This window comes from Acidovorax sp. FG60 (genome assembly GCF_057808995.1).
The window spans coordinates 1-12299 of the sequence record NZ_JBMDJC010000004.1 but is presented as its reverse complement, the minus strand read 5'-3'; the positions used below and the strand labels follow the sequence as shown (position 1 = coordinate 12299).

General features: G+C 64.3%; 10 protein-coding genes. 8 read left to right on the top strand and 2 right to left on the bottom strand.

The window, feature by feature from the left end:
• Positions 1-2: 2 nt before the first annotated feature.
• Complete coding sequence (locus ACODS0_RS07205) at positions 3-500, top strand: LPS-assembly lipoprotein LptE (RefSeq protein WP_055395428.1); 498 nt, start codon at positions 3-5, stop codon at positions 498-500.
• 96 nt (positions 501-596) lie between these two features.
• On the opposite strand, the gene rocF is transcribed toward ACODS0_RS07205, so the two are convergent.
• Positions 597-1547, bottom strand: a complete 951-nt coding sequence (gene rocF / locus ACODS0_RS07200; RefSeq protein ID WP_121421472.1) for an arginase — start codon at positions 1545-1547, stop codon at positions 597-599.
• Between the two features lie 194 nt (positions 1548-1741).
• Here rocF and holA point away from each other — a divergent pair, with 194 nt between their 5' ends.
• Positions 1742-2797 carry a DNA polymerase III subunit delta gene (holA, locus tag ACODS0_RS07195; protein ID WP_228900239.1) on the top strand — a complete coding sequence of 352 codons (1056 nt, stop codon included), beginning with the start codon at positions 1742-1744 and terminating at the stop codon, positions 2795-2797.
• 100 nt (positions 2798-2897) lie between these two features.
• Here the strand turns inward: holA and ACODS0_RS07190 are convergent, their stop codons facing one another.
• Entirely contained in the window at positions 2898-3182 is a 285-nt protein-coding gene (locus ACODS0_RS07190; RefSeq protein WP_156358621.1) for a hypothetical protein, read from the bottom strand.
• A gap of 63 nt (positions 3183-3245) precedes the next feature.
• Here ACODS0_RS07190 and ACODS0_RS07185 point away from each other — a divergent pair, with 63 nt between their 5' ends.
• From ACODS0_RS07185 to gshB, 6 genes are all read left to right on the top strand, one after another.
• Positions 3246-4526, top strand: a complete 1281-nt coding sequence (locus tag ACODS0_RS07185; protein ID WP_488833910.1) for a glutamate-5-semialdehyde dehydrogenase — start codon at positions 3246-3248, stop codon at positions 4524-4526.
• Positions 4527-4586: 60 nt separating this feature from the next.
• A complete protein-coding gene (gene trkA, locus ACODS0_RS07180) occupies positions 4587-6041 on the top strand; it encodes a Trk system potassium transporter TrkA (protein WP_228900234.1) in 1455 nt (484 codons plus the stop codon).
• 24 nt (positions 6042-6065) lie between these two features.
• The gene (locus ACODS0_RS07175) at positions 6066-7532 is read left to right on the top strand and encodes a TrkH family potassium uptake protein (protein WP_121421467.1); all 1467 of its coding nucleotides are present in this window, start codon (positions 6066-6068) and stop codon (positions 7530-7532) included.
• Positions 7533-7634: 102 nt separating this feature from the next.
• The gene (gene gshA / locus ACODS0_RS07170) at positions 7635-8930 is read left to right on the top strand and encodes a glutamate--cysteine ligase (RefSeq protein ID WP_488833906.1); all 1296 of its coding nucleotides are present in this window, start codon (positions 7635-7637) and stop codon (positions 8928-8930) included.
• 197 nt (positions 8931-9127) lie between these two features.
• Positions 9128-10996, top strand: coding sequence for a potassium transporter Kup (locus tag ACODS0_RS07165; protein ID WP_121421466.1), 1869 nt, complete (start codon positions 9128-9130; stop codon positions 10994-10996).
• 248 nt (positions 10997-11244) lie between these two features.
• The gene (gene gshB, locus ACODS0_RS07160) at positions 11245-12201 is read left to right on the top strand and encodes a glutathione synthase (RefSeq protein ID WP_488833904.1); all 957 of its coding nucleotides are present in this window, start codon (positions 11245-11247) and stop codon (positions 12199-12201) included.
• Positions 12202-12299: the final 98 nt, after the last annotated feature.

The window sequence follows — 12299 nt, the reverse complement described above, 5'->3', positions numbered from 1 at the left end:
CCATGAACAAGCGCACACTGCTCTCCCTCGCGCCCGTGGCCCTGCTGTCCGCTTGCGGATTTCGGCTGCGGGGCGTGCCCGAGTTCGGGTTTGACTCGCTCTACATCGCAGCACCTGCAGGCTCGCCCCTCGCGCGGGAGTTGCAGCGCACGCTGGAGGGTTCGGGCGGCAAGCTGCAGCTGCTGCGCGACCCGGCGGCCATGCCCACGGCCGATGCCATTCTGGATGTGCTGCAGGAGCAGCAGGAGCGCGCGGTGGTGGGGCTCAATGCTTCCGGCCAGGTGCGCGAACTGCAGCTGCGCCTGCGCATCAGGTTCCGGCTGCGTACCCCGGCAGGTGCCGAACTGATTCCCGAGACCGAGCTGCTGCAGCAGCGCGACATCAGCTACAACGAAACCATCGCCCTGGCCAAGGAGGCTGAGGAAGCACTGCTCTACCGCAACATGCGGACCGACCTGGTGCAGCAGCTTATGCGCCGCCTGGCAGCGGCCAAGCGCTGAGCCCAGGCGTGCGGCTGTGGCCTCTTGGCGGTAGCGCAGAGCAGCAGGCAGCGACAGCGCCGTGCCGGGCGTTCGTGATGGGCGAGGCGCAGGTGCTCAGGGGGATGTCCGCATGAGCGTACTTTTGCCAAACAGCGACTCCACCAAGTCCACCGCCAGCACCGCCGTGCGGTTGCGCACATCGAGCGCGGGGTTGAGTTCCACAATGTCCAGCGAGGCCAGGCGCCCGCTGTCGGCAATCATCTCCATGCACAACTGCGCCTCGCGGTAGGTGGGGCCTCCCGGCACCGTGGTGCCAACGCCGGGCGCGATGTCGGGGTCCAGAAAGTCCACATCAAAGCTCACATGCAGGTGGGTGTGTGCATCCAGTCCGGCCAGCGCCTGCTGCATGGTCTGGCGCATGCCCACCTCGTCGATGTAGCGCATGTCGAACACCTCCAGGCCCTGCTCATGCACAAAGCGCTTTTCGCCTGCGTCCACGCTGCGGATGCCGATTTGTCGGATCTGCGACGGGCGGAGCGCCGCGCCACCGCCCGGCATGCGGGCCAGCCCGGTCAGCGCCTCGGGGCCGAACCCGCACAGGCAGGCCACGGGCATGCCATGCACATTGCCGCTGGGCGTGAGTGCACTGGTGTTGAAGTCGGCATGGGCATCCAGCCACAGCACCCGCAGCTTCTTACCCATTTCTGCGCAATGGCGGGCCACGGCGCTGATGCTGCCCAAGCCCAGGCAGTGGTCGCCACCCAGCAGGATGGGCAGGTGGCCCAATTGCAGTTCGGCATACACGGCGTCAAACACCCGCTGGTTCCACTCCACCACCTCGGGCAGGTGTCGATAACCGTCCACGGGCGGCTGCCAGGGGTTGGCGGGGCCACTCAAGTTGCCCCGGTCAAACACCTGCAGTCCGTGCGACTCCAGCGCTGCCTGCAGGCCCGCCACGCGCAGGGCCTCGGGCCCCATGGAGGCGCCGCGCGCCCCGGCGCCGATGTCGGTGGGGGCGCCGATCAGGCTGGTGGGCTGGGCGCTGCGCAGGGCGTTGGGTGGCATGGTGCGGGGGCTTTCTGGGAAGGCAGTCGATGTCGGTACGGGCGCGTGTACGCGCCCCGGGGGAATTCTCGGGGCTTTGGGCGCCAGTGAATAGCACTGCAGCTGACTAGTTCGCGGTCTCTCTTGTGCACTGTGAGGGCATTTGCTGGCAATGTGCACAGTGCCGGGCCTGCCCAGGCGATAAACTTTGCCGCATGCAAGTCGCCCTGGCCCAACTCTCACCGCATCTTCAACGGGGCCTGTCGCCGCTTTACGTGTTGCATGGCGACGAGCCCCTGCTGCAGCAGGAGGCGGCAGACGCCATCCGCGCCACGGCCCGTGCTCAGGGCTATACCGAACGCACCTCGTACACGGTAGCAGGCGCTCACTTTGACTGGAGCGCTGTGCTGGCAGCTGGCGGCAGCTTGAGCCTGTTTGCCGACAAGCAGATCGTCGAGATCCGCATCCCCTCGGGCAAGCCCGGCAAGGATGGCGGCGTGGCGCTGCAGCAGATTGCTGAATCCGCCAAGGGCAACGACAGCACGCTCACGCTGGTGATGCTGCCGCGCCTGGACAAGGCCACACGCACGGGCGCATGGTTTGCGGCGCTGGAATCCAGCGGCACCTCGATCCAGATCGACCCCATCGAGCGCGGCATGCTGCCGCAGTGGATCGCCCAGCGTCTGGCCGCCCAGGGCCAGCGCGTGGTGGCGGGCGAGGAGGGCCAGCGCACGCTGCAGTTTTTTGCCGACCGGGTGGAGGGCAATCTGCTCGCCGCCCACCAGGAGATCCAAAAGCTCGCATTGCTCCACCCCCCCGGCGAGCTGACACAGGCCCAGGTCGAAGCCGCTGTGCTCAACGTGGCGCGCTACGACGTGTTCAAGCTCTCTGAATCCGTGCTCTCAGGCCATACCGCCCGCGTGCAGCGCATGCTCGACGGCCTGCAGGCCGAGGGTGAGGCCGAAGTGCTGGTGCACTGGGCGCTGGCCGAAGACATCCGTGCCTTGAAGCGCGTGAAAGACGCCATGAACGCCGGCCGCCCTCTACCCATGGCCCTGCGCGAAAACCGGGTGTGGGGCGCCAAGGAAAAGCTGTATGAACGCATCCTGCCCAGGGCCAGCGACGCGGCGCTGGCGCGCCTGCTGCAGTCGGCGCATATCGTGGACGGCATCGTCAAGGGGCTCAAGCAGCCCGATTGGCCCACGGACGGGTGGCAGGCGCTGCAGAGGCTTGCGTTGCAGGTGTGCAGGCTGACCCAGGCCGCGCGGTAAGGTTGGCCGATAAATTTGAGTGTTTTTGGCCTCTGGCGCTTATCCAGTAAGCGCAAGTAGCTATCAAATATGTAGTGGCGGCTTTGTGTGCCCGTGGGCTTCAGGGCTGCTCCAGCACCCCGCGCGCTTTGTCTGCCCACATCCGCAGGTTGGCCACCAGATCCTTTTGGCTGAATGAGCAGCTTTCCTCCGAAAACAGCGCGCTCGACTCCAGCCGGTCCAGCAGGTTCAGCAGCACCTCGCCGTAGCGTGGGGGCAGGGCGGCCAGCAGGGTGGTTTGCTGGCGGGCCAGGGTGCTCAGGGTGGCGGCGGTGTGGTCGCCGCGTTCAAAGGCCTGCAAGGCTTCGGTCAGGGCGACGAGCTGGGCGGGGGCGGTGGTGGTCATGGCCAAGGATGTGCGAGTAGGGCAAGGCCGCAAGGGTAAAGCCAAGTGCGGCAAAATCGCTGGATGAACGCTCTCAACGTCGCCGAATACACGCATTCTCTCGGTCTCCAGGCCAAAACGGCCTCTGCGCTGATGGCCAAAGCGCCAGCAGCTATCAAAAACAAAGCGCTCAAGGCGCTGGCCCGCTTGCTGCGTGAGAACGTGGCTTCGCTGCAGATCGACAACGCCAAAGACCTGGAGCGCGCTGTGGCCAACGGCCTGGCCGAGCCCATGGTGGACCGCCTCAAGCTCAGCCCCAAGGTGCTGGAGACCTGCGCCGAAGGCTGCGAGCAGCTCGCCGCCATGCCCGACATCATTGGCGAGATCCTGGGCATGAAGCAGCAGCCCAGCGGCATCCGCGTGGGCCAGATGCGCGTGCCGATTGGCGTGTTCGGCATGATCTACGAGAGCCGCCCCAATGTGACCATCGAGGCCGCGTCGCTGTCGATCAAGAGCGGCAATGCCTGCATCCTGCGTGGTGGCTCCGAGGCGATTGATTCGAACAAGGCGCTGGCCAAGCTGGTGCAGCAGGCACTGGCGGAGGCGGGCCTGCCGGAGCACGGTGTGCAGCTGGTGCAGACCACGGACCGCGAGGCCGTGGGCCAGCTGATTGCCATGCCGCAGTTTGTGGACGTGATCATCCCGCGCGGCGGCAAGGGGCTGATCGAGCGCATCAGCCGCGATGCCAAGGTGCCCGTGATCAAGCACCTGGACGGCAACTGCCACACCTATGTGGACGACCCCTGCGACATCGCCATGGCGGTGAAGGTGGCCGACAACGCCAAGACCAACAAATACAGCCCCTGCAACGCGAGCGAAGGCCTGCTGGTGGCGCGCGGCGTGGCGGCAGAGTTTTTGCCGAAGATTGGCGCTGTCTATGCGGCCAAGGGCGTGGAGATGCGCGGCTGCCCTGAGTCGCTGGCCATCCTGGCCTCGGTGCCTGGTGCCCAGCTGGTGCCCGCCACCGAGCAGGACTGGAGTGAGGAATACCTGGCCCCGATCATCAGCGTGAAGGTGGTGGCCGGTGTGGACGAGGCCATTGCCCACATCAACCACTATTCGAGCCACCACACCGATGCCATCCTGACGCGTGACCACATGCACGCCCAGCAGTTCCTGCGCGAGGTGGATTCGGCCAGCGTGATGGTGAACGCCAGCACGCGGTTTGCCGACGGCTTCGAATACGGCCTGGGCGCCGAAATCGGCATCAGCACCGACAAGTTCCACGCACGCGGGCCGGTGGGCATCGAAGGGCTGACCTCACTCAAGTACGTGGTGCTGGGCGAGGGTGAGGTGCGGGGTTGATTTGCTCCTTATTTCATAGCTGTTAGCGCTTGCCTGTAAAGCGCTAGGGCCCAATTTCTTATGAAAATCATCATCCTCGGCGCAGGCCGTGTGGGCCAGAGCGTGGCAGACAGCCTGGTGTCGGAGCGCAATGACATCACCGTCATCGACACCGATGCCGCCCGCCTGCGCGACCTGGAGTCGCGCTTTGACCTGCGCGGTGTGGTGGGCAATGGCATCGAACCGGCCGTGTTGGCCGAGGCGGGCGCCGAGGACACCGATCTGCTGATCGCCTGCGCTGCACAGGACGAGACCAACCTGGTGTGTTGCAAGGTGGCGCAACTGGTGTTCAACATCCCCAAGCGCATCGCGCGGGTGCGTTCCAACGGATTCACGCTGGATGAGCGGCTGACCGGCCCCGAGGGCTTTGGCGTGGACCGCATCATCTGCCCCGAAGAGTCCCTGACCCGCTACATCGGCAAGCTGATCGAATACCCCGAGGCCATGCAGGTGCGCGAGTTTGCGGGCGGCCGCGCCTGCCTGGTGTCGGTGCGCGCGCGCGCCGGGGCGCCCATGGTGAGCCGCACCATCTGCGAGCTGCGCGAGAGCTTGCCCGACGTGGCCATGCGCTTGGTGGCGATCTACCGGCGGTTTCAGGACGAGCCGGACCGCTTTGTGGCCTGCGATGGCAACACGCGCATCGAGCCGGGCGATGAGGTGTTTGTGCTGGCGGCCAGCGGCCACATTGCCAACGTGCTCACGGCCTTGCACCGGCGCGGGGACCGCCCGGGGCAGCCTGTCCGGCGCATCATGATTGCCGGGGGTGGCCGCGTGGGGCTGCGGCTGGCGCGCCAGCTCAGCAAGGAGCCGGGGCGGTTTCACATCAAGATGATTGAGTCCGACCCTGATCGCTGTATCGAGCTGGCGTCCAGTCTGCCGTCCGATGTGCTGGTGCTGCAGGGCGATACGACGGACGAAGACCTGCTGGGCGGCGAGAGCGTGGAAGAGATCGACCTCTTCCTGGCGCTGACCGATGACGACGAGGACAACATCATGTCGTCCCTGTTGGCCAAGCGCATGGGCGCCAAGCGGGTGCTGGCCCTTATCAATCGGCGCAGCTACGCCGACCTGATGCACGGCACGCAGATCGACATTGCGCTGTCGCCTGCGCAGGCCATGCTGGGCGAGCTCCTGGCCTATGTGCGCCAGGGCGATGTGCAGGCCGTGCACAGTCTGCGCCGTGGCGTGGCCGAAGCGCTGGAGATCGTGGCGCGCGGCGACCGCAAAAGCTCGCGCGTGGTCGGCCGCAAGGTCAGCGACCTGCAGTTGCCGCACGAGGTGCACATGGGCCTGATCGTGCGCGGCCTGCCGGATTCGCCGGACGTGCCGCCTGATGATTTGCGCGAACCCCAAGTGATCATCCCGCGCAGCTCCACCGTCATCGAGAGCAACGACCACGTGGTGTTCTTCCTGCCGCACAAGCGGCTGGTGCGTGACGTGGAAAAGCTCTTCCGCGTGAGCGCCACTTTCTTCTGACGCAGGGCCTGCGAGAACGACGCCATGGTGGACATGTTTCCCGTGCTGCGGGTGCTGGGCATCCTGATCATGATCTTTGCGCTGACCATGGGGCTGCCGTTGTCGGTGTCGTGGTTCCTGCGCGATGGGGTGTGGCACATCTACCCAGTGGCCATGGCTGCGACCCTGGCCGTAGGCTGCGGCCTGTGGTGGAAGCTGCGCCTGTTTCGGCGCGAGCTGCAGCCGCGCCATGGCGTGATGCTGGTCACGCTGGTCTGGGTGCTGCTGCCGCTGTTTGCGGCGCTGCCGCTGATGCTGGTCACCCATGAAATCGGCCGGCCCATGTCGTTCACCCATGCGTACTTCGAGGCGGTGTCGGGCCTGACCACTACCGGGTCCACGGTGCTCACCGGGCTCGACGCATTGCCCGTGTCCATGAACGTGTGGCGCACCTTTTTGCAGTGGGTGGGGGGCATGGGCATCCTGATCCTGGCCGTGGCGGTGTTGCCCTTGCTGGGCGTGGGCGGCAGTCAGCTGTTCAAGGCCGAGGCGGCGGGCCCGGTGAAGGATGCCAAGCTCACCCCGCGCATGACCGAAACCGCAAAAGGGCTGTGGGGGGTGTACGCGCTGTTTTCCACGGCGTGTGCGCTGGCGTACTGGGCGGGGGGCATGGACCCGGTGAACGCGCTGATGTACATGTTTTCCACGGTGAGCCTGGGGGGGCTGTCGCCCCACGACACCAGCTTCGGTTTTTATCAGTCGCCCTTGCTGGAAGCCATTGCCGTGGGCTTCATGCTGGTGGCCAGTTGCAACTTTGCGCTGTATTTTGTGGCTATTCGCAAAGGCCACTGGCAGGGGTTCTGGCGCGACCCCGAACTGCGCGCCACCTTGTTCACGCTGGTGGGCGGGGGGCTGCTGGTGTCGGTGCTGCTGTGGGTGAAAGGCGTGTATGCGCCGCTCGATGCGCTGCGCTACGGCATGTTCAACCTGGTGTCGATTGCCACCACCACCGGCTACGCCACGGTGGACTACCTGAGCTGGCCGGTGTTTGCGCCCGTGTTCATGCTGCTGCTGTCGGGCGTGGCGACCAGCGCGGGCTCCACCGGGTGCGGCATCAAGATGGTCCGCATGCTCATCCTGCTCAAGCAAGCGCGGCGCGAGATGAACCGCCTGGTGCACCCCCGCGCCGTGCAGCCGGTGCGCCTGGGCGATGCGGTGGTGGACAACCGGGTGATCTTCTCGGTGCTCGCCTTCATGCTGGTGTATGGCGCCACCATCATTGGCCTGAGCATGGTGCTGCTGCTCACCGACCTGGACCCGGTGACCGCGTTCTCCGCCGTGATCGCCAGCGTCAATTGCATGGGGCCGGGGCTGGGCAGCGTGGGGCCAGCGTCCAACTACGCCGTATTGACGGACTTTCAGGTGTGGGTGTGCACGCTGGCCATGCTGCTGGGGCGGCTGGAGATTCTGAGCTTCATGGCCTTGCTCACCCCGGCGTTTTGGCGGCGCTGAGCGGGGCAGCCCGAAAAATCCGCCCGGCGGGCTTGCGAAGGCCGGTCACGCCCCAACCCTACAATGGATTGCAATCGTTCCCGTCTCCTCTGAGGGCTTCCCATGGTTCCGCATCTCATCACGGCCCTGACAGGGCCGATCAACGAACTCGAACAGCGCGTTCTCGACTCGATGCCCGCCATCGAACGCTGGTTCCGGCTGGAGTGGATGGAGCACACGCCGCCGTTCTATACCTCGGTGGACATCCGCAATGCCGGCTTCAAGCTCGCGCCCGTGGACACCAACCTGTTCCCCGGCGGCTGGAACAACCTGACCAAGGAGATGCTGCCCCTGGCCGTGCAGGCCGCCATGGCTGCCATCGAGAAGATCTGCCCCGAGGCGCGCAACCTCTTGATCATTCCGGAGAACCACACACGCAACACCTTCTACCTGGCCAACGTGGTGCAGCTGCAGCGCATCTTCAACATGGCCGGGCTCAACGTGCGCGTGGGCTCCATCAGCCCCGAAATCAAGAAGCCCACGCTGATCGAGCTGCCCAACGGAGACACGGTGACGCTGGAACCCGTGGTGCGCACCAAGCGCCGCCTGGGCCTCAAGGACTTTGACCCCTGCACCATCCTGCTCAACAACGATCTCTCGGCCGGCGCCCCCGGCATCCTGGAAGACATCCACGAGCAGTACCTGCTGCCGCCGCTGCACGCGGGCTGGAGCGTGCGCCGCAAGAGTACCCACTTCAAGAACTACGAAGAGGTGGCCAAGCGTTTTGGCAAGATGCTGGGCATCGACCCCTGGCTCATCAACCCCATGTACAGCCAGTGCGACGAGGTGGACTTTGCCGAAGACAAAGGCATGGACAAGCTGCAGACCACGGTGGATGCGCTTTTGACCAAGGTGCGTCGCAAGTACAAGGAATACGGCATCAACGAAAAGCCGTTCGTGATCGTCAAGGCCAACAACGGCACCTACGGCATGGGCATCATGACCGTGCGCGATGCCAAGGAGCTCGATGCGGTCAACCGCAAGACCAAGAACAAGATGGCCATCATCAAGGACGGCCAGCCGGTCAACGACCTCATCATCCAGGAAGGCGTGTTGACGCAGGAGCGTGTGCACGAGGCCGTGGCCGAGCCTGTGGTCTACATGATGGACCGCTACGTGGTGGGCGGCTTCTACCGCATGCATGCCGAGCGCGGCGTGGACGAAAACCTCAATGCACCGGGCGCCAGCTTCGTGCCGCTGGCCTTTGAGCACAGCACCCACATGCCCCAGCCTGGCGTGCGCCCGGGGGTGAGTGCGCCCAACCGCTTCTATATGTATGGCGTGGTGGGCCGCCTGGCGATGCTGGCAGCCAGCTATGAGCTGGAGGCCACCAACCCCGACGCCGAGGTGTACGACTAGCCTCTTCCCTGAATTGCCCACGGCGCGTTCCTGCCAGCCAGGGGACGCTGCCTGCCACGTCGGCCCACGACTGCCAAGGGTGAGTTGCTGCGTTGCAACATAGGGTGTGGCCTCCAGGCGCTTGATCGGGCGCAAGCGCACAATAGCGTTCCCAAAAGTAACGGAACCCGGCGACCCTTGTGTGCCGGGTGCGGTCAGTGCAAAGCTCCAAGTCATCGCTCGCAGCGCTCACGCTGGGCGCCATCGGTGTTGTGTATGGCGATATCGGCACCAGTGTGCTGTATGCCGTCAAAGAAGTGTTCGGGTCCGGCCATGTGCCGTTCACGCAAGACAACATCTACGGCATTCTTTCGATCTTCTTCTGGACGCTGACCGTCATTGTTTCGCTGAAATACGTGGTGCTGGTGCTGCGCGCCGACAACCATGGCGAAGGCGGGCTGATCGCGATGTTGGCCCTGGCTTCGCAGGCCGTGAAGGACAAACCCCGGCTGCGTGGCGTGCTGCTGGCAGTGGGCATCTTCGGCACCTCGCTGTTTTATGGTGACGGCGTCATCACCCCCGCCATTTCGGTGTTGTCGGCGGTGGAAGGGCTTGAGGTGGTCTCGCCCCACTTCAAGCAGTACGTGATTCCCATCACACTGGTCGTGCTGTTTTGCCTGTTTGCCGTACAAAAGCGCGGGACCAGCGGGATCGGCAAGTTCTTCGGGCCCATCACGCTGGTGTGGTTTTTCAGCATTGCCCTCCTGGGGGTCTCCCACATCGTGGGCCACCCCGAAATCCTCTGGGCGTTGAGCCCGCACCATGCGGTCGGGTTCATGTGGGCCAACCCGGGCACCAGCTTCATCATCCTGGGTGCGGTGGTGTTGTGCGTGACCGGCGCCGAGGCCCTGTATGCCGATCTGGGCCACTTTGGCAAGCGGCCCATTCGCCTGGCTTGGTTTGGCGTGGCCATGCCGGCGCTCACGCTCAATTACTTTGGCCAGGGCGCACTGCTGCTGGCCGAGCCCGAAGCCGTGAAGAACCCCTTCTACATGATGGCACCCGACTGGGCGCTGATCCCGCTGGTGGTGCTGGCCACCATGGCCACGGTGATCGCGTCGCAAGCCCTTATCACTGGCGCCTTCAGCGTGACCAAGCAGGTGATTCAGTTGGGCTACCTGCCCCGACTGAATATCCAGCACACCAGCGTGCGCGACACGGGGCAGATTTACATGCCGCTGGTCAACTGGGGGCTGTTCGCCGCCATCGTTCTTGCGGTGGTGATGTTCCGCTCGTCCAGCAACCTGGCCGCAGCCTATGGGATCGCCGTGACGCTGGACATGCTGATCACCACCACGCTGACCTTCTTCGTGATCCGCTATGGCTGGGGCTACCCGCTGGCGCTGTGTATTGCGGCCACCGGCTGTTTCTTTGTGGTGGACCTGGCGTTTTTTGCGTCCAACCTGCTCAAGCTGTTCCAGGGCGGCTGGTTCCCGCTGCTGATTGGGGGCATCGTGTTCTCGTTGATGATGACGTGGAAAGAAGGGCGCCGCCTGCTGAATGACAAGTTGCGTGCCGACGCAATCGACCTCAAGGACTTCCTAGAGTCGGTGTTTGTCAGTCCGCCCACGCGCGTGGATGGCACCGCAGTGTTCCTCACTGCCGAAACCGGCGCGGTGCCCAATGCGCTTTTGCACAATCTCAAGCACAACAAGGTGCTGCACCAGCAGAACCTGTTCGTCACGGTGCACAACCACGAAACCCCCTGGATCGGCTTGGACAAGCGCCTGCAGGTCGAACCGCTGGGCCACGACTGCTGGCAGGTGGTGATCCACTACGGCTTCAAGAACGACCCCGATGTGCCCCGCGCGCTGGAGCTGCTGCGCGGCCGGGGCTGCGAGCTGGAGGCCATGACGACCAGCTACTTCCTCTCGCGCGATACGGTCATCCCCACCATGGGCGGCGGCATGGCCCCCTGGCGCGAAAAGCTGTTTGCCCAGATGCACCACAACGCCAGCGGCGCGGCAGACTTCCTGCACCTGCCGAACAACGCAGTGGTCGAACTCGGGTCCAAGATCGAGATTTGAACAGGTTCTAAGGTGTTTTCAGGCCCTGGCGCTTGGCGGCCTCAAATCTAAAGTGCGACACCTTCTACGTTTCTGGTGACGCTCAGCTGCGTGGTGTTCGCGGGCAGGTTTGCGCTATTTGTGCAACAGTACAGGCGTTCACCAGCGTGAGGTACACGGCGCATTGCATGCGTCGCTCCCTGTTCTTCTTGTCTGTCTGCAAGTGATCTGCCATTGGCAGCACCTGCACACCTTTCTGACCTGACACCATGAAACTGCTCTTCATTGCCGATCCCCTGCAAAGCTTCAAGATCTACAAGGACACGACATTCGCCATGATGCGCGAGGCTCAGCGGCGCGGGCACACCTTGGCGGTGTGCGAGCCGCAGCACATTACCTGGCAGCGTGGCAGCAAGGTGACGGCCCGTGTGTGCGACATCCAACTGACAGCAGACCCGGTGCAGTGGTACGCCGCACAGCCCGGGCGCAGTGCACCCTTGGCCAGCTTCGACGCTGTGCTGATGCGCAAGGACCCGCCTTTCGACAGCGAGTATTTCTATGCGACACACCTGCTGGAGCAGGCTGAGCGTGACGGCGCCCGTGTGTTCAACAAGCCCCGTGCGCTGCGCGACCACCCGGAGAAGCTGGCGATCATGGAGTTTCCGGAATTCATCGGGCCCACTCTGGTGACGCGGGATGCCGCAGACATTCAGCGTTTTCATGCAGAGCACGGGGACATCATTCTCAAGCCGCTCGACGGCATGGGCGGCATGGGAATCTTCCGCGTGGGCCCGGATGGGCTCAACCTGGGAAGCATTACCGAAACCCTGAACCGCCACGGCGCGCAAAGTGTCATGGTTCAGAAGTTCTTGCCGGAGATCGTCGAAGGCGACAAACGTGTCCTCATCATCGGGGGGGCACCAGTGCCTTTTTGCCTGGCGCGCATCCCGCAGGGCAGCGAAGTCCGGGGCAACCTGGCTGCCGGAGGCAAGGGGGTGGCTAAGCCGTTGTCGACTCGGGACTGGGAAATCGGTAACGCCTTGGGGCCTGTGCTTCAGGCGCGGGGCCTGCTGCTGGCTGGAGTGGATGTGATCGGCGATTGCGTTACCGAGATCAATGTCACGAGCCCCACCTGCTTCCAGGAGATCTTTGACCAGACGGGGTGCGATGTCGCTGCCCTGTTCATCGATGCCTTGGAGGCTGCAATGACGGCCTCTGTCCCGTAGTCTGCTGAATTTTCGTCCCCATTTCTTTCTAGTCTCTCAAAATTAGTGCTATAGTCGAGGGCTTCGCTACTGAGGCGGTTCTGCAGAAATGTGGTGAC